Raw genomic sequence first — 17,060 nt, 5'->3', positions numbered from 1 at the left:
AGGAGTCTGCCCCAGTTTTCTAGGAGATTGCTTAGAAACGTCTAGATAGTGCTACTGCCGGTTGCAGTTGTGCGGTCACGCCACCTCATCCTCTCCGCCGGCAGCGACTTTCCGCAGGCCGCGGTAGGCGCCCTCCGGCGTCTGCCGTCCCGCGACCACTGCCTCGACCTCGGCGGCGATGGGCATGTCCACGTTGAAGTCGCGGGCCAGTTCCATCACGGTGGGGGCGGTCTTCACACCCTCGGCCACCTGACCCAGCTTGGCGACGGCCTCGTCGACCGTCATGCCGCGGGCAATGAACTCGCCCACCCGCCGGTTGCGCGAACTCGGGCTCATACAGGTGGCGATCAGATCTCCGACCCCGGTGAGTCCCGCGAACGTCCGCGGGTTCGCGCCCATCGCCTCACCCAGCCGGGTCATCTCGGCCAACCCGCGCGCCAGGACCATCGCGCGCGTGTTGTCGCCGACGTCCAGTCCGTCGGCCATGCCCGAAGCGATGGCCACGATGTTCTTCAGCACACCGCCGAGTTCGCAGCCCAGCACATCGGTGTTCCGGTACACACGGAACACGGCGGACGCGAACAACGGCTGCAACGCCGTGGCCACCCGGACGTCCTGAGTGGCGACGACCGACGCCGCGGCGAGCCCGTCGACGATCTCCCGTGCAATGTTCGGGCCCGCCAGAAGCCCGACCGGATGCCCGGGCAGGCACTCGGCGATCACCTCGGTGGGTCGTAGCCGCGTTCCCGGCTCCAGCCCCTTCGCCAGCGACAACACCGGCACCCACGCCCGCACCTCGTTGGCGATCTGAGCAAGAGTGCTGCGGACCGCGTGCGACGGCACCCCGACCACGAGAACGTCGGCTTCCTGCGCCGCCTCCACCAGGTCGGCTGTGGAGCGCATGGAGTCGGGGAGTGGGCGGTCGCCGAGATACCGAGAGTTGCGGTGCTCGTTGTTGATCTCGTCGGCCGTGTCCGAGTTTCGCGCCCACAGCAGGGTCGGTGTGTTGTGGGCGGCGAGACCTGCCACCGTCGTTCCCCACGACCCGGCGCCGAGCACGACGACGCGTACCGGGCGGGCCATTACCGATCACCCATCGTGTTGATGCTGTCCATGACATCCAGCCTGGCACTTGCCGGGCGTTCACGAAGCTGATTCGGCAAGTCCCTGCGGCCGCTAGCATCCATTCATGCGTGGACGAATTGCGGGACTTGCAGCGTGTGTCGGTGTGCTCACCTCCATGGCAGTCGGTGAAGCGCACGCTGCGCCTCCGACGCCGCTCGGCGACATGGCGGCAGTGCGAGCCGCCCTCCAGTCGGCCGCCATGCCGATCAGCACCCGCACCGCGCAGTCGATCACGACCACCATCGAGCGCATCGCCGCCGGTACACCGCGATACAACTACTTCCCCCGATCGGTTCATCTCGTCGAGGGCACAGCTCAGCCGTTCCTGTACGACACCACCGCTGCGGACTGCCTCCCTGCCGGTTTCGGAGAGCAAAACGATTCGGTCGGTATCGCTCGCGCGATAGCAGGCCCCGCCGTCGACGAGAACCTTCCTGTCCCAGTCATTCCGCCGGGGAAGGTCAATGTCTTCTTCAGCGGGATGAACACGGCAATGTCGTCGCCACTGCAGGGCGACCTCGTCGAGGTCGCCTGGCTGAACCTCACCACCATGCAGTCGGGGCGAGCGCCGCTGTATCAGGAGCGGCCGGCCGACTACATCGTCACGCTGTCCAACACCCTCGAGACAGGCAGGGGCACAATCGTGTTCGTCGTCTTCGGGAGCATCCTCGACAACACCAGCCGAGCATTGCCGCCGTGTGATTACGCCCCGGTGGTCGGCGTCGTCCAGGCGTGATCGCGCTGTCACGACGCACGCAGGCGTGCGATCAGTACCGCCTCGACCTCCGACTGTCGTGCCGCGGCCGGGAGCGGCGGGGCCGCCGATCGGTAGTGGTGCCCGGTCGGGGTGCCGAGGTCGAGGAGGTGGGTGCCGCCGGGCCTGCTCACGGGACGTGCTGTCCAACCCGGTGCTTCCTTCGCGTAGTTGCAGGCCTCGCAGAGCCCGGACCCGTTTCGCGCGGTGGTCTTACCCAATTTACTGCGTGAGCGGATGTGATCGTGATGCCGGATCGGCGCATCGCACCACGGCGTCCGGCACGTCCGATCCCGGAGGTCGATCAGCTTTCGCAGGCTCTTCGGGAACGTGCGCGACCGGGACTCCATCGCCGTCAACGCCCCCGACTGGGGGCACGAATACACCCGCTGCAACGACGTCTCGGTGTTGCTATCGACAGAATCGGCCACCAGTTGCCGGGCAATCCCCGCCGGCACCGGCCCGAACCCCTGCAGCTGCGCGGCCTCGTGCCCGCCGGCCAGCAAGGTCTCGTCCGAGAGCACCAGATTCACTGCCACCGGCACACCCGACGCCACTGATGCTCCGGTGCCGCGGTCGAACAACAGGTCCACCATCAGCTGATTGCGGGTGCGGCCACCGCTGTTGCCGGTTGCGATCAGGCTGTCCGCATCCCGGCCCAGGGTCGCCTGCAGACACACGGCCTGCTCGACCGGCATCAGCACGCTCAGATAGGCCATCGAATCCGGCGCTGGGCGGGTCGTGACCCGACGCTCGGACACTGCCTTGCGATGCCGCCGCACCACGGACGCGGCGTCGAGTTCCACCGCCAACGCCTTCGCCCGTGCGATCAGCCCGCGGTCACCGACTCCGTCGAGAATGGCTGGATCCGAGCACAACCGGCGGTCCACGATGCCCCGATCGGCAGCCGACAGGCACGCTGTTTCCCGCACCAACAGGGTGGCCCGCCATTCGTTCAACCGCCCGGTCTGCAACATGGCCAGGGTGTGCGGCATCTCGTGCACCAGAGCCTGCGCGAACCCCAGATGTCGACCGCCGCGGTTCGGGGATTCCCGGCGCGCCAACGCAATCTGCGACGCGATACCGCGGTCCCACTCCGCCCGTGGCAACTCTCGAGCCCTGCGGTCCGCACGGATACTCGTCGCGACGTCGTCGGTGATCACCGCCTGCACCGCACACCCGACCGATTTCAAAGTCTCGATCGCATCGAGCAGATCTATGCCCAGTCCCGGATCTCCACTTGCCGCCTCGGCGCATTGCAGTCGCGCCGTGAATGTGCGCAATTCCTCAAGAAGTACTGCCCCCACAACCAACCTCCCCCAAGGTCATTCGAATACATGTTCGACTCTAGCAGCGAAGTCCCGACCGGGCAATGCCCGAATCGCAGGCTGGGTACCGGTGCCGCTCAGCGAAGGCCGACATGTCCCGCCAGCCGTCCCCGCGGGCCGGTGCAGTCGAACCGGAGCCAACGGTCGGGCTCGGCCTCCACGTCGACGGCGGCGTCCTCCCCGACCATCATCCCGAGGTCGACCGGCACCACCCGCCCCGTCAGCGGCTCGCGGCGGACACGCGAGCAGGTCCTCGGCCAGCACCTCGTCACCCGGGCCTGCGCGCCACGTCAGCGGTTGACGACCGACAGGTGCCAGCAGCCGAGCGACCTTGGACGACTCGATGTCCACCGGCGCCGCTATGGGCCCACCGATCGACCCCGCCATCTCGGCCCCGTCTCCGTGGCGGTGACCACCTGTCCATCGGCAAGGGTGATTCCCCGAAGATGGCGTGCGGGCCGCGGCGCTGTCAGGTTGCAGCCTCAGAGTACGGCTCGAGGGAATACGATTTTCAACGTTCCGCGATGAGTTCGGCCATCTCTTCAGGTCTGTCTATTTGTATCCCGCACCCGGTTATTGGAGGAATCGCCCATGCCCCGCACCCGGATCCACAATATGAATATCTCCCTCGACGGCTACGCCGCCGGCGAGCACGTGACGTTCGACGCCCCGATCGGCGGTGCCGAACGGCTATTCGATTGGTTCGACGGACGCGTCATCCACGGGGTCGACCGGGTAGACGCCCCAATCACCCTGGACCGCGCCGTGACCAGCCTGTGGAGCCAGGGCATCGGCGCGGAGATCATGGGCCGTCGCAAGTTCGGCCCCCAAACCGGCGAGTGGCCCGACGACGGGTGGCGGGGCTGGTGGGGCGACGAACCGCCATTTCACACACCGGTGTTCGTCATGAGCCACTACCCATACCCCAGCATCGACTTTCCCAACGGAACCAGCTTCCACTTCGTGGACGCGCCACCCCATGAGGTTCTGCGCATGGCCCAGGAAGCTGCCGACGGTCGGGACGTCCGTATAGGCGGAGGACCCTCGACCGTGCGGCAGTTTCTGCAGGCCGACTTGATCGACTTCATGCACCTGGTGATCGTGCCCATCACCCTCGGGCGCGGTGTCTCCCTCTGGGAGGGCTTGGCCGGCATCGAAGACCGCTTCACAGTCGAGACCGTCACCTCCCCCAGTGGGCTTACCCACCAGTTCTGGAACAAGAACGGCCACGACTGATCCCGGTGGCTGTTGCGACCTCCGTCCGCAATTACCACTTCCGCGCGGTGAGTAGGAGGTATTCCCAGTTCATCACGGTGCTGCCGGTGCCGTGGTCGAAACGACGTGCGAGATCGGCGAGTTCGTGATCCAGTGCGGCGACCCGGGCGGGGTCGTCGGCGATGTTCCGGTACACCGCGATGGTTGGACCGTAGCGGGTCTTGAAGTAGTCGCGGAAGTCCTCCGGCGACCGGAATTGATCGATGCGCACGGTGTGCCGGGTTGCCACGATGTCGGTGATGCGGTGGCCGAACAGCGCCCGGACGTGTTCCTCGCGACCCCACAGTGGCGGGGGCTGTGCGCCCGGAGGGGGCGGGGGTGCATACGGTTTCATCGTTGCGAACATCTGGCCGATGAAACCCTCAGGGGTCCAGCTGAGTAGACCGATCGTCCCTCCCGGCCGGCAGACGCGGACGAGTTCGTCGGCGCTGGCCTGATGGTGCGGCGCGAACATGACACCGACGCACGACATCACGGTGTCGAACTCGTTGTCGGCGAACGGCATCGCCTCGGCGTCGGCCTCGCGCCACTCCACCTCGGCTCCGAGTTCGGCGGCCCGGCGGCGGCCGGCGTCGAACAGTTCGGGGGTGAGGTCACCGGCCACGACGCTCGCACCGGACATCGCCGCAGGGATGGCGGCGTTGCCGGAGCCTGCCGCGACGTCGAGAACACGGTCACCGGGCCTGACCCGGCTCGCCCGGACCAGGGCGGGGCCGAGGCCGGCGATGATGTCGGTGGCCAGGGTGGGGTAGTCGCCGAGAGCCCACATGGCGCGGTGTTTGTTCTTCAGGTCGCGGTCGGCTCGCACTGCGTCGATCGTGTCATCCATCTCGGTACTCCGGTGGGTCGGCTGCATCGGTCGAGATCCAGCCTGGCCGGATGGTGCTGCCCGGAACAGGCACCCTCGGGGTAGGTTCCCGCCACCCCGAACGTCACTCCTGGTCGCGGAACTGCGCCGCGAGTTCGCTGCGCGAGCGGATGCCGAGCTTCGCGTAGACCCGGGTCAGGTGGTACTGCACGGTCTTGACGGACAGGAACAGCTCGCCCGCCGCCTCCTTGTTGCTGGCTCCGCCGGCGACGAGTTCGGTCACGGCCCGTTCCTGCGGAGTCAGTTCCTCGAGCGTGAACCGGCTGCGTTTGAGGTTGAGGCCGCCGGCCTTGAGTTCGCGGTCGCACCGCTGCACGTAGGAGGTGGCTCCGAGCGCGAAATATCCCTCCCGGGCGGCCTGCATGACGGCGTCCGCTTCGCGCCGCTTACCTGCCCGGCGCAGGGTCTGGCCGTACGCGAAGTTCACGCGGGCGCGGTCGTAGGGGAGGGGAAGGGTGTCGAGGTGCGTCAAGGCCGTCTCGAACACGTCCCGGGCGGCATCGATGTCGCCACGCGCGCCTGCGACTCGACCGCGGGCGTAACCGAGACGAGCCATCGCCGATCGGTGCCCGCGCTCGGCGGCGCGTTCCTCGTGCGGGGTGAGGAAGGTGTCCGCGTCGTCGACGCGACCGGCCATCACGAGAGCGTTCGCGTAGACGTCGGGCCACTGCCAGAAGCCCGGCTCGTCGATGCCCTCGCGGGGCTGCAGGCGGGTGAGAGGCTCGAGCGCCCTGATCACTGCGGCGTAGTCGGCCTGCACCTCGGCGCATTGGGCGCGTGCCAGTGAGGACGGAATGAACATCATCGGGTAGTCGTGCGAACTCGCCGCCGCGAGACGGAGGTGCTCGTGCGCAGCGGGCCAGTTTCCGCGCAGCGCGTGTGTCTGCGCGCCGGTCCAGTGCACCAGGGGCCGGACGAGGTCGAGCGCGGCGTCCTCGAGTTGGTGTGCCGCACGGTCGACAGTTGCGATCGCGCCGCTCCAGTCGCCGAGGGCGAATTGCGTTCGCGCCAGCCAGGCCTGCGCCCACAGCGAGATGCGGGTCGAGCCCATCCGGAAGGCCGTGGGGACTGCGCTCTCCAGTTCCTGACGCGCCGATTCGGGATCGTCCAGCGCCAGGTCGAGCCAACCCCTGGCCATGTCGAAGCGCTGGGACTGGGCACCGAGAGCGATCTTTGCGGACAGCGTGTCGTAGGCGGCCCGTGCCTCCACGATCTGACCCGTGGCAGCGAGTCCGAGTCCCATGATCGCCGCGGATTCGACGGCCGACGGATCCCCCGGATCGACGAGAGCCACGGCCCGGCTGGCCCATTCGACGAGGTCCGGTCCGTGCCAGCGCACGAGCGAGTCCAGGACGCGGCGCTGGCAGATCAGCGCGGCGGTCGCCGGATCGGTGTCCGGGTCGCATGCGGTCCACGACTGGGTGAGCAGCAGATCGGCCTCCGCGGGTCGTCCCCGGAGGATTGCGAGGTAGCCGAGTACGGCGTCGCGTAACGGACTTTCGGGGAAGCTCTCGATCTCCGGCGCGAACGCCAAAGCCTGGGGAAGGTTGCTGGCACCGACGAGAGCGTCGACGGCCCGGATGAGGCGTTGTTCGCGTTCGCCGCGGTCCACGGTGAGGCGGCTCGACTTGATCAATGCGTCCGCGACGGCCGACCACGCCCCGACGGTCGCCCGCTGCGCAGAATAGGTGTCCAGTTCGTCCGCGAGCGCGGGGTCGGCGAACGGCGCGGCCGCGGCGCGATGGTCCAGTCGCCTGCCCTCGTCCTCGACGATCTGCGCGGCATGATCGTGCAGGTCACGGAGCCGGATCGGCCCGAGGCTGCGGTAGACGGCGGCCCGGGTCAGCGGCGACGGGAAGGTCAGCACGGTGACGCCGCGATGCTCACCGACGGTGAGGAGGCCCGCCCGATGGATTTCGTCGAGCGCTTCCACCGGGTGCTCGATGCCCGCGAGCGCGGCGGCGTCGGCGAATCGGGGATCCCCGGCGAGTACGGCCGCCGATTCGACGAGTGCCCGGGCAGGCGCTGAGCACGCGGACAGTTGTGACTGCACTTTCGCGGCGAACGTGCGGGGTACCGGGAGCACTGGCTGCCACTGGCTCCACGCGCTCGGGTCGACTTCCTGCAGAAGTTGCGTGAGGTGCCGTGGATTCCCCGCCGTGTGCTGAACGAGCTGGTGCGCCACCGGGGCCGGAAGGTCGAGGTGCGCAAGGGTATTCGCAAGTCTGCGGGTGTCGGACGCATCGAGCGGACGGACCTGGATTCGATGCCGGCGATGCCGGTCGAGGAGGTCGAGGACGTCCGCGGGAACACCCTCAGGAGGTTCCGAGTTCGTGACGAAGACGATCATTGCCGGTCGGTCCAGCAGATGCACGGCGGAGGTCAGAGCCTGCAATGAGGTGAGGTCTGCCCACTGCGCATCGTCGAGCACGAAGACGAACGGAACGTCACCGGCAGGCGGATCCACTGCAGCGACGAGTTCGCGGGCGACGTCGAGGGGGTCTTCCGACGTCACGGCCGCCCCGAGGAGCTGTTCGGCGACGCCGAAGGGATGGCCCGACGCCCACGGGGCGCAGACGGCGGAGAACGCGGGCAGGTCGGGATGCGCCGCGAGGAAGTGTTCCACCAAGGTGGTCTTGCCGATGCCCGGCACGCCTTCGACGACCACGACGACGGGCGCGTTCTCGCCCGCCTCACGCAGGATCGACTCTAGTTCGGCGAGTTCGCGGGAACGCCCGACGAGCTCGATGTTCCCTGGATCCCTCACACCACTCACCGTATCGCGACGCCTGATTTCGGCGTGTTCCTGGCGAAAACTGGGAACGCTTGTACCGTGAGGTTAGAAGCTGCTGGTCAGAACGACTACGAGTCGAGGGATTCGGTGCATCCATGACGACGGAGGCGAACTCCACGAAGTTGGAGCGAGTGGCGATCCGCTTTGCCGGAGACTCCGGCGACGGTATGCAGTTGACCGGCGACCGGTTCACGTCCGAGGCGGCGGCGTTCGGCAACGACCTCGCCACCCAGCCCAACTTTCCCGCCGAGATCCGGGCGCCTCAGGGCACGCTCCCCGGTGTGTCGTCGTTCCAGATCCAGATCGCGGACTACGACATCCTCACAGCCGGCGACCGCCCGGACGTCCTGGTCGCCATGAACCCGGCGGCGTTGAAGGCGAACCTGGCCGATCTGCCGCGCGGCGGCATGATCATCGTGAACACGGACGAGTTCACCAAGCGGAATCTTGCGAAGGTCGGATACGCCACGAGCCCCCTCGACGACGACTCCCTCGAGGACTACGTGGTGCATCCGGTGGCGATGTCGACGTTGACGGTCGGCGCGGTCGAACCCGCCGGACTGAGCCGGAAGGACGGCGAGCGGGCGAAGAACATGTTCGCGCTCGGACTGCTGTCGTGGATGTACAACCGCCCCACCCACAGCATCGAGCGGTTCCTGGAGACCAAGTTCGCAGCGAAACCGCAGATCGCGGAGGGCAATCTGCTCGCGTTCAAGGCCGGGTGGAATTACGGGGAGACGACGGAGAGTTTCGCGACCACCTACGAGGTGTCCGCGGCGACGCTCCCACCGGCCACGTACCGCCAGGTCACCGGGAACACGGCCCTGGCCTACGGGGTGGTGACCGCGGGACGGCTGGCGTCGCGGGACGTCTTCCTCGGCACCTATCCGATCACGCCGGCGTCGGACATCCTGCACGAGCTGAGCAAGCACCGGAATCTCGGCGTCACCACGTTCCAGGCCGAGGACGAGATCGCCGGAATCGGCGCGGCGCTGGGCGCGTCGATCGGGGGTGCGCTCGGCGTGACGAGCACGTCCGGACCCGGACTGGCGCTGAAGAGCGAAGCCATCGGGCTGGCGGTGATGACGGAGGTCCCGCTGCTCGTCATCGACGTCCAGCGCGGTGGCCCGTCCACCGGGCTCCCGACGAAGACCGAGCAGTCGGACCTGTTGCAGGCGATGTACGGACGAAACGGCGAGTCGCCGGTCGCGGTGATCGCGCCGCGCTCACCCGCGGACTGCTTCGATGCCGCGGTCGAGGCCGCCCGGATCGCGTTCACATACCGCACACCGGTGTTGTTGCTGTCGGACGGTGCCATCGCGAACGGCAGCGAACCGTGGGCCATCCCGGACGTGTCCGAACTGGACCGGATCGACCCCGGCTGCGACACGGCGCCACCGGTGGACGGCGAATTCGCGCCGTACGCCCGCGACCGGGAGACGCTCGCCCGTGCCATGGCGATACCGGGAACGCGGGGGCTCGAACACCGCATCGGCGGACTCGAGAAGGCCGACGGCAGCGGCGACATCTCCTACGATCCCGCCAACCACGACCTCATGGTGCGGTTGCGCCAGGCCAAGATCGACGGAATCGCCGTTCCCGACGCGGTCGTCGACGACCCCTCGGGTGAGGCCGACCTGCTGCTGGTCGGGTGGGGCAGCTCGTACGGACCCATCGGTGAGGCCTGCCGGCGTGCTCGCCGTGAGGGCAAGGAGGTGGCCCACGTGCACGTGCGCAACATCAACCCGCTGCCCGCCAATCTCGGTGCGGTGCTGCGCAGCTACGGGACCGTCGTCGCACCGGAGATGAATCTGGGCCAGCTCGCGATGATCCTCCGTTCGAGGTTCCTCGTCGACGTGCAATCGGTGACCAAGGTGCGGGGGCTCGCCTTCCTCGGCGACGAACTGCACGAGGTGATCGACTCCGCGCTGGCCGGAACGTTGCGTGAGCACGAGCTCGCGAAGACCTCCGACGCGCTCGCGTCGGCGACCTACCGATCGACCGGACCCCGGCAGGAGGAATCGGCGTGACACGGATGATCAGTCGTGTCGGTGCGGACCTGGGGTTGAGCGCCACCGCGCACGTGCCCCAGACCGACGAACCGCAGAAGGCCAAGGACTTCACGTCGGACCAGGAGGTCCGGTGGTGTCCGGGCTGCGGAGACTACGTCATCCTCGCCACGATCCGAAGTTTCCTGCCGGAGTTGGGACTCCGACGCGAGAACCTGATGTTCGTCTCCGGCATCGGTTGCTCGAGCCGGTTCCCGTACTACCTGGACACGTACGGCCTGCACTCGATCCACGGTCGTGCGCCCGCCATCGCGACGGGTCTCGCGGTGACGCGCCCCGACCTGTCGGTGTGGGTGGTGACCGGTGACGGCGACGCGCTGTCGATCGGGGGCAACCATCTCATCCACGCCCTGCGGAGAAACGTCAACATGACGATCCTGCTGTTCAACAACAGGATCTACGGGCTGACCAAGGGGCAGTACTCGCCTACCTCGGAGGTCGGCAAGGTCACCAAGTCGACACCGCTGGGGTCGGTGGACCACCCGTTCAACACGCTGTCCCTCGTGCTGGGAGCCGAGGCCACGTTCGCGGCCCGCGCCCTGGACTCGGACCGCAAGGGGCTGACGGAGGTGCTGCGGCAGGCGGCGGCCCACCGCGGCACGTCGTTCGTGGAGATCTACCAGGACTGCCCGATCTTCAACGACGGCTCGTTCGACGTCCTACGCAAGGACGGTTCGGAGCAGCGCCTCATCCCGCTGACCCACGGCGAGCCGATCGTGTTCGGCGGAGCAGGCGAATACTGCGTCGTCCGATCGGGTTTCGGTCTGAAGGTGGTCGCGACCGCCGACGTCGACCGGGACGAGATCGTCGTGCACGACGCCCACACCGACGACCCCGACTACGCGTCCGCCCTGTCGAGACTTTCCGACCAGGACCTCACCCACACCGTGACCGGTGTGTTCCGCAGTGTCGTGCGGGACACGTACGACGACATGGTGCGTCTGCAGAACGAGATCGCGCGGGAGAAGGATCCCGTCGACGACGGCTCGCTGCAGCGCCTGCTGACCGGTCACGACACCTGGACGGTGGAGTAGGCGGCTTCGCCGGTGCCCGCCACCTCGGTGCGGGTGACCCGTGCGCGCGGAACGAAGAACGTCACGATCCCGCCCAGGACGGCGATGCCCGCGAAGACGTAGAACGCCACCTGGCTGCTGATGCCGGCGCTGATCAGTGCTCCGCCGATCAGTGGGCCGAAGATGCCGCCCAGCCGGCCGAATCCGGCGCACCACGCCACCCCGGCGCCGCGTGCGGACGTCGAGTAGTAGTTGGAGACGAAGCCGTAGATCAGGACCTGGGTGCCGATGGTGCCGACTCCGGCGACCGCGACGGACGCGAGCAGCACCGGCAGCGGGAAGCCGAGCGTCAGGAGTATCAGGGCGAGTGCGGCGAGACCGAACGTCGTGGCGACGACGCGTTGCGGTCCGATGCCGTCGGCGACCTTGGAGGCGATCAGGCCGCCGAGGATCGCGCCGCCGTTGAGGACGAGCAGGAACGACAGCGAACCTTTCGCGTTGAAACCGGCGTCCTCCATGATCTTCGGAAGCCACGTGTTGAGTCCGTACGTGAGCAGCAGGCCGGAGAAGCTCATCATGCCGAGAAGTGCAGTGCCCCAAACGTAACGGCGCGTCGCGAGTGCGGCGAAGCCGACTTTCTCGGCCGAGGCCCGTTCCGCGGCGATCTCGTCGGCGCCGGGCATCGGGATGCCCGTGCGTTCGGAGATGCGGCGGGCCTTGTCCTCGTGGCCGCGGGCGACGAGCCACTTCGGCGACTCGGGCAGTTTCACGAGCGCCAGCGGCAGCAGGATCACGATGGGCAGTGCGCCGATCCAGAAGAGGCCGCGCCAGCCGATCGTGTCGCGCAGGACGATCGCGAGGAGGGACGCGAGCACCCCGCCGGCGGGGACGCCGCTGTAGACGATGGCGTTGTACAGGTTCCGCTTTCCGGGAGGGGCGAACTCCGCCACCATCGCACCGGCGGTGGCGACGAGGCCACCGACCCCGATACCGGTGAAGAATCGCAGCAGGCCGAACATGGTGATGTTGGTGGCCAACGCGGCGAGCCCCATTCCGATGGAGAACCACGCGATGTTGACGAGCATCATCCGCCGCCGGCCCAGGTAGTCGCCCACAGCGCCGGCGGTGAGCGCGCCCACCATGACACCGATGAGCGCGTACGAGCCCAATGCACCGGCCTGCTGCGCGGAGATCTCGCCGAGTTGACCGGGATCGTTCATCAACGTCGGGAGGATGGTGCCGTACACGACGAGGTCGTAGCCGTCGAAGATGATCGCGATCGTGGCGATCGCGACGACCCACGTGACGGCACTGCGGTGTCTCGGACTCGCCCAGGTGTCGGGGGTGGTGGATGGGTTCATGGTGATCTCCGCTCGGTGGGTGTGACGGGGAACCGGGCCGAACTCGTAAGTGTGCTGTGTCACAATCGAATTCGGCTAAAGAAATGCCCCATCGGCGAGACGATGCAATGCGCCCCGCCGATGAGGCGGTCGAGATCTGTGGGCAGCTAGCCGAGGTCGCCACCGGCGACGGGCAGTACCGTCCCGGTGATGTAAGTGGCCTCGTCGGAGGCCAGGAAGACGATGGCCGCGGCCTGCTCGTCCAGCGTTCCGTACCGCTTCAGCAGGGACGAGTCGACGGTCTGGTCGACGATCTGCTGGTACCAGGCCTTCTCCTGATCGGTCTCCGCGCCGGGGCCGCGGGGAACGCGGCGAGCGGGCGCCTCGGTGCCGCCGGGTGCGGTGGCCACCACGCGGATTCCGTACTGTGCGGCTTCCAGAGCGAGTGACGCGGTCAGGGCGTTGACCCCGCCCTTCGACGCCGCGTAGGGCACGCGGTTGACACCCCGCGTGGCCACCGAGGACACGTTGACGATGGTGCCCGACTGCTGCGCGATGAGGTGGGGGAGGACGGCGCGGCACGTCCACAGGGTCGGGAACAGCGACCGCTGCACCTCCGCCTGGATCTGCTCGGCGGTGTAGTGCTCGTACGGCTTGGCCCAGATGGTGCCGCCGACGTTGTTGATCAGCACGTCGAGCCGGCCGTGCTGCTGCCGCGCCTCGTCGATCGCCGCCTCGGCGTCGGCGAACTGTTCCAGATCGGCGGTGATGCTGTGCGCGTCGGTGCCGTTCTCGCGCAACCCCTTCGCGACGTCGTGGACGAGTTCGGCGCGGTCGATCAGGATCAGCGACGCACCCTCGGCCGCGAGTCGGGTCGCGACCGTCAGGCCGATGCCCTGCGCTGCGCCGGTGACCGCGACGACCTTGCCGTCGAAACGGTGCGGAGTGACGAGTCCACTCATGCGACGGCACTCCTCTCGATGGCGCGGCACATGGTGGCCTTGGCGTGCGCGCTGTGGCTGACGATCAGGTCGTGGGCGGCGGCCCGGTCACCCTTCTCGAAGGCGGCGACGATGTCGAGGTGGTCGTGCTGGATGTGCTCGTCCACCCAGTCCGCGGTGCGGAGCACCTTCGTCATGAGCTGCGTGACCTCCAGGCGGTTGTACGCCTCGAGGAGCACGTCGTTGGCGGTGCACCGGAACAGGAATTCGTGGAATGCGGCGTTGGTGTCGGTAAACGCGCCGGCGTCCGTGAAGCGGTCGTTCTCGATCGATTCGCACGAGGTCTCGGCGAGGATCCGGTACTCGGACAGCTGTTCCTTCGTCATCCGGCCGATGGTCAGTTCCATCGCCCCGAGTTCGAGCGCCATGCGGGCGTCGAACTGCGAGTCCGACTCGGACAGCGGCTGGTGTTCCTCGCCGATCTCGTACTCGGGGGCCGCCTCGAGGGCGTCGGCCGCCAGCGGTGCGGACGCCTCGGACCCACTCGGTGTCGCGGCGTTGTTGAACTTCTCGAAGTAGAAGTTCGCCGGCGTGATGCCCTCCGACTTCAGGTGGTCGCGCACCGCCTCGACCATGGGAGGCGGACCGCACAGGTACACGTCCACGTCGCCGTCGTTCAGGTGTGCGGGCTCGAACAGGCCGGTGACGTACCCCTTGTTCGGTGCACTGCTCGCCGGGTCGGACACGCAGTAGTCGAACGTGAACCGGGGCAGGGACTTCGTGTACTCCTCGAGCTTGTCCAGCTCCACCAGGTCCGCGTCGGACGAGACTCCGTAGACCAGGTGCACGGGGTGGTCGGCGGCGTCGGTGCGCATCTTGTCGAGGATCGACAGCAGCGGGGCCAGCCCGGTGCCGCCGGCCAGCAGCAGGGCGCGACGCTTCTGCTCACGCAGGAAGAAGCTTCCCATCGGGCCGGTGAACTCGAGCGTGTCGCCGACCTGTGCGCGGCTACGCAGGTACTCCGACATCAGGCCGCCGTCGGTGATCTTGACCAGGAACGACAGTTCCTTCGACGTGGGTCCGGTGCTGAACGAGTACGAGCGCGTCGCTTCGGTCCCGGGAACGGTGATGTTCACGTACTGGCCGGGGAGGAAAACCAGGTCGTCCCGGTTCGCGATCTCGATCGTGAACCCGATGGTCGTGTCGGAGAACTTACGGATCTCCGTGACCGTCGACGAGAACGTGCCTGCGGCGGTCTTCGCGACGTCGGACGTCGTCGGGATCTGCAGTACCAAATCGCTTTCCGGCATCATCTGGCACGGAAGGCAGTAACCCTGCTCCGCCTCTTCGTCGGTGAGCGCTTCCTCGATGTAGTCGCCGCCGTCGTACGTGCCGGATTCGCAGAGCGACTTGCAGGTGCCGCACGCCCCGTCTCGACAGTCGAGAGGAATGTTGATGCGCGCGCGGTAGGACGCGTCGGCGACCGTCTCGTCGCCGTCACACTTGATGAAGCGGGTGATCCCGTCCTCGAAACTCAGTGCAACTTGGAAAGTCATGGAAAACAGCTCGATTCGCGAAGAATGGGGAAGAAATCAGATGTGGTAGATGTCGACCACGTGGTGGATGTAGTCGTTCTTGAGCACGACCTTCTTCTTCAGGATCAGAGGCTGCTCACCAGAGAAGTCGATGGTGTAGAACGAATTCCCGAAGTACGTGTCGACCGTGTTGTACCGGAAGTAGAGCGTGAACCAGTTGAACCGGACATCTACGACTTCGCCGCGACGGTCGGTGACCTCGACGTTCGAGATGTTGTGACCGGTGCGGGGTTCCGGAAGGCTCGTCGCGCTCGACCGGTCGGTCTTGATGCGGAAGACCCGGTCCTCGATGCCACCACGGTTGGCGTAGTAGATCAGGGAGATCTCGGTCATCGGGTCGGTGGTTAGGTCACCGTCGTCGGCCCACGCCGGCATCCAGAACTCGGAGTCGGGGTGATAGCACTCGATCCACTTCTCGAAATCGCGGTCGTCGAGGTAGCGGGCCTCACGGTAGAGGAACTGCTCGATGGCGTGCTGGGTGACAGTGCTTTCGGCTACTGCGGTCATGTTCGTCGTCTCCCTCAGCGGTTGTTCGCGGCAGCGTCGGCGTCGAGCGCCTTGGTGAGCGCTTGCACCCAGTAGCCGTGCTGGATCGGGTAGAGGCCCTCGTCCTCGGTCTTCACACCACTGGAGATGGGATTGATGCCGATCTTCTTCGCACCCTCGTCGGGGCCCTGGAGTTGGTGGGTGACACCGCGGCTGAGGTCGTTGAACGGTGCGGCGCCGGCCTGGTACGTCTTCTGGCAGGAGCGGAACTCCTCGAGATCGTCCGGGGTGGCCATGCCGGTGGCGTTGAAGAAGTCCTCGTACTGGCGGATGCGGGCGGCGCGTGCCGTGCGGCTCTCACCCTTGGGGGCGATGCAGTAGATGGTGACCTCGGTCTTGTCGACGGAGATCGGACGGAAATGCCGGATCTGCGAACCGAACTGGTCCATCAGGTACACGTTCGGGTACAGGCACAGGTTGCGGGACACACCGATCATCCAGTCGGCGCGGTCCTCTCCGTACTCAGCGACGAGTTCGTCGCGACGCTCGTTGAGGGGACGGTTGGCGGGGTCCGCCCACTTGGTCCACAGCAGCAGGTGACCGTTGTCGAACGAGTAGTACCCGCCCTGCTGCTTCGACCACTTGCCGGCGTCCATCGCCTTCGTGGCGTTGGTGGACTCGCCGGACTCCCGACGCGACGTGGTCGCGGCGTAGTTCCAGTGGGTGGCGGACACGTGGTAGCCGTCGGCGCCGTTCTCGGTCTGCAGCTTCCAGTTGCCGTCATAGGTGTAGGTGGACGCACCACGCAGGACCTCGAGGCCGTCGGGCGACTGGTCGACGATCATGTCGATGATCTTCGTGGTGTCACCGAGGTGTTCCTCGAGCGGCGGGACGTCGGCGTTGAGGCTGCCGAACAGGAATCCGCGGTAGTTCTCGAACCGCGCGACCTTGGTGAGGTCGTGGGAGCCGTCCTTGTTGAACTGCTCCGGGTAGCCGGCCTCACGCGGGTCCTTGACCTTGAGGAGCTTGCCCGAATTGTTGAACGTCCAGCCGTGGAACGGGCAGGTGAACGTGGTCCGGTTGTCCGTCTTGCGCCTGCACAGCATGGCGCCGCGGTGGCTGCACGCGTTCACCAGGGCGTTGAGCTCACCCTCCTTGTTGCGGGAGATCACGATCGGCTGGCGGCCCATGTACGTGGTGAAGTAGTCGCCGACATTCGGGATCTGGCTTTCGTGGGCCAGGTAGATCCAGTTGCCCTCGAAGATGTGCTTCATCTCGAGTTCGAACAGGTCCTCGTCGGTGAAAACGCTACGTCGCACCTGGTAGCGGCCGGTTTCCGCGTCCTCGATGAGCGCGTCGGCCAGCTTGGCGCGCACGTCGTCGGACGGCGCTGTGTACAGGGTTTCAGTCATGGGATCCTCCAAGATCTCCGGGGGGCTTGCGCCCTGCGAGGGCGCCCGGGTCCGGCAATG

The 17,060-nt window shown here is 67.0% G+C and carries 14 protein-coding genes; 4 read left to right on the top strand and 10 right to left on the bottom strand.

Annotation, left to right across the window (positions count from 1 at the left end):
* Positions 1–75 precede the first annotated feature (75 nt).
* The gene (locus QM806_RS20255; RefSeq protein ID WP_005258770.1) at positions 76–1,083 is read right to left on the bottom strand and encodes an NAD(P)H-dependent glycerol-3-phosphate dehydrogenase; all 1,008 of its coding nucleotides are present in this window, start codon (positions 1,081–1,083) and stop codon (positions 76–78) included.
* 106 nt (positions 1,084–1,189) lie between these two features.
* Here QM806_RS20255 and QM806_RS20250 point away from each other — a divergent pair, with 106 nt between their 5' ends.
* Entirely contained in the window at positions 1,190–1,861 is a 672-nt protein-coding gene (locus tag QM806_RS20250; protein ID WP_210460617.1) for an Rv1157c family protein, read from the top strand.
* Positions 1,862–1,869: 8 nt separating this feature from the next.
* Here QM806_RS20250 and QM806_RS20245 read toward each other — a convergent pair whose 3' ends face one another.
* On the bottom strand, positions 1,870–3,186 hold the full coding sequence (locus QM806_RS20245; protein WP_283292608.1) for an HNH endonuclease: 1,317 nt from the start codon (positions 3,184–3,186) through the stop codon (positions 1,870–1,872).
* A gap of 98 nt (positions 3,187–3,284) precedes the next feature.
* Positions 3,285–3,416: a hypothetical protein gene (locus QM806_RS20240; RefSeq protein WP_259465681.1), complete on the bottom strand. Its 132-nt coding sequence runs from the start codon at positions 3,414–3,416 to the stop codon at positions 3,285–3,287.
* Positions 3,417–3,798: 382 nt separating this feature from the next.
* On the opposite strand from QM806_RS20240, the gene QM806_RS20235 reads away from it, so the two are divergent.
* Positions 3,799–4,443 (top strand): dihydrofolate reductase family protein, encoded by a 645-nt coding sequence (locus QM806_RS20235; protein WP_054246355.1) that lies wholly within the window; start codon positions 3,799–3,801, stop codon positions 4,441–4,443.
* Between the two features lie 31 nt (positions 4,444–4,474).
* On the opposite strand, the gene QM806_RS20230 is transcribed toward QM806_RS20235, so the two are convergent.
* Positions 4,475–5,311, bottom strand: coding sequence for a class I SAM-dependent methyltransferase (locus tag QM806_RS20230; protein WP_005562294.1), 837 nt, complete (start codon positions 5,309–5,311; stop codon positions 4,475–4,477).
* A 103-nt stretch (positions 5,312–5,414) separates the two neighbouring features.
* Positions 5,415–8,117: a helix-turn-helix transcriptional regulator gene (locus tag QM806_RS20225; RefSeq protein ID WP_043787649.1), complete on the bottom strand. Its 2,703-nt coding sequence runs from the start codon at positions 8,115–8,117 to the stop codon at positions 5,415–5,417.
* Positions 8,118–8,239: 122 nt separating this feature from the next.
* Here QM806_RS20225 and QM806_RS20220 point away from each other — a divergent pair, with 122 nt between their 5' ends.
* Both QM806_RS20220 and QM806_RS20215 read left to right on the top strand, forming a co-directional pair.
* The gene (locus tag QM806_RS20220; RefSeq protein ID WP_210460619.1) at positions 8,240–10,174 is read left to right on the top strand and encodes a 2-oxoacid:acceptor oxidoreductase subunit alpha; all 1,935 of its coding nucleotides are present in this window, start codon (positions 8,240–8,242) and stop codon (positions 10,172–10,174) included.
* A 5-nt stretch (positions 10,175–10,179) separates the two neighbouring features.
* Positions 10,180–11,247: a 2-oxoacid:ferredoxin oxidoreductase subunit beta gene (locus tag QM806_RS20215; RefSeq protein ID WP_054246364.1), complete on the top strand. Its 1,068-nt coding sequence runs from the start codon at positions 10,180–10,182 to the stop codon at positions 11,245–11,247.
* Here the strand turns inward: QM806_RS20215 and QM806_RS20210 are convergent.
* The 5 genes from QM806_RS20210 to benA form a co-directional block, all read right to left on the bottom strand.
* Positions 11,223–12,587: an MFS transporter gene (locus QM806_RS20210; protein ID WP_054246365.1), complete on the bottom strand. Its 1,365-nt coding sequence runs from the start codon at positions 12,585–12,587 to the stop codon at positions 11,223–11,225. The two genes, QM806_RS20215 and QM806_RS20210, sit on opposite strands and share 25 nt — an antisense overlap.
* Positions 12,588–12,733: 146 nt before the next feature.
* Positions 12,734–13,528, bottom strand: coding sequence for a 1,6-dihydroxycyclohexa-2,4-diene-1-carboxylate dehydrogenase (locus QM806_RS20205; protein WP_007297188.1), 795 nt, complete (start codon positions 13,526–13,528; stop codon positions 12,734–12,736).
* Positions 13,525–15,063 (bottom strand): benzoate 1,2-dioxygenase electron transfer component BenC, encoded by a 1,539-nt coding sequence (gene benC, locus QM806_RS20200; protein ID WP_283292603.1) that lies wholly within the window; start codon positions 15,061–15,063, stop codon positions 13,525–13,527. The genes QM806_RS20205 and benC overlap by 4 nt, the downstream gene beginning before the upstream one ends.
* Before the next feature lie 36 nt (positions 15,064–15,099).
* The gene (benB, locus tag QM806_RS20195; RefSeq protein WP_005562303.1) at positions 15,100–15,609 is read right to left on the bottom strand and encodes a benzoate 1,2-dioxygenase small subunit; all 510 of its coding nucleotides are present in this window, start codon (positions 15,607–15,609) and stop codon (positions 15,100–15,102) included.
* A 14-nt stretch (positions 15,610–15,623) separates the two neighbouring features.
* Entirely contained in the window at positions 15,624–17,000 is a 1,377-nt protein-coding gene (gene benA, locus QM806_RS20190) for a benzoate 1,2-dioxygenase large subunit (protein WP_005562304.1), read from the bottom strand.
* Between the last annotated feature and the right edge of the window lie 60 nt (positions 17,001–17,060).

Source organism: Rhodococcus sp. IEGM 1351 (assembly GCF_030056875.1).
Lineage (GTDB): Bacteria > Actinomycetota > Actinomycetes > Mycobacteriales > Mycobacteriaceae > Rhodococcus_F > Rhodococcus_F opacus.
Note: the sequence above shows the minus strand (reverse complement) of the source record. Positions and strands in the feature narration are given on the sequence as shown.

Coding starts and splice junctions, on each gene's coding strand:
- QM806_RS20210 (WP_054246365.1), bottom strand. CDS start 12,587: ATGAACCCATCCACCACCCCCGACACCTGGGCGAGTCCGAGACACCGC.
- QM806_RS20230 (WP_005562294.1), bottom strand. CDS start 5,311: ATGGATGACACGATCGACGCAGTGCGAGCCGACCGCGACCTGAAGAAC.
- QM806_RS20205 (WP_007297188.1), bottom strand. CDS start 13,528: ATGAGTGGACTCGTCACTCCGCACCGTTTCGACGGCAAGGTCGTCGCG.
- benA (WP_005562304.1), bottom strand. CDS start 17,000: ATGACTGAAACCCTGTACACAGCGCCGTCCGACGACGTGCGCGCCAAG.
- QM806_RS20220 (WP_210460619.1), top strand. CDS start 8,240: ATGACGACGGAGGCGAACTCCACGAAGTTGGAGCGAGTGGCGATCCGC.
- benC (WP_283292603.1), bottom strand. CDS start 15,063: ATGACTTTCCAAGTTGCACTGAGTTTCGAGGACGGGATCACCCGCTTC.
- QM806_RS20250 (WP_210460617.1), top strand. CDS start 1,190: ATGCGTGGACGAATTGCGGGACTTGCAGCGTGTGTCGGTGTGCTCACC.
- QM806_RS20215 (WP_054246364.1), top strand. CDS start 10,180: ATGATCAGTCGTGTCGGTGCGGACCTGGGGTTGAGCGCCACCGCGCAC.
- benB (WP_005562303.1), bottom strand. CDS start 15,609: ATGACCGCAGTAGCCGAAAGCACTGTCACCCAGCACGCCATCGAGCAG.
- QM806_RS20255 (WP_005258770.1), bottom strand. CDS start 1,083: ATGGCCCGCCCGGTACGCGTCGTCGTGCTCGGCGCCGGGTCGTGGGGA.
- QM806_RS20235 (WP_054246355.1), top strand. CDS start 3,799: ATGCCCCGCACCCGGATCCACAATATGAATATCTCCCTCGACGGCTAC.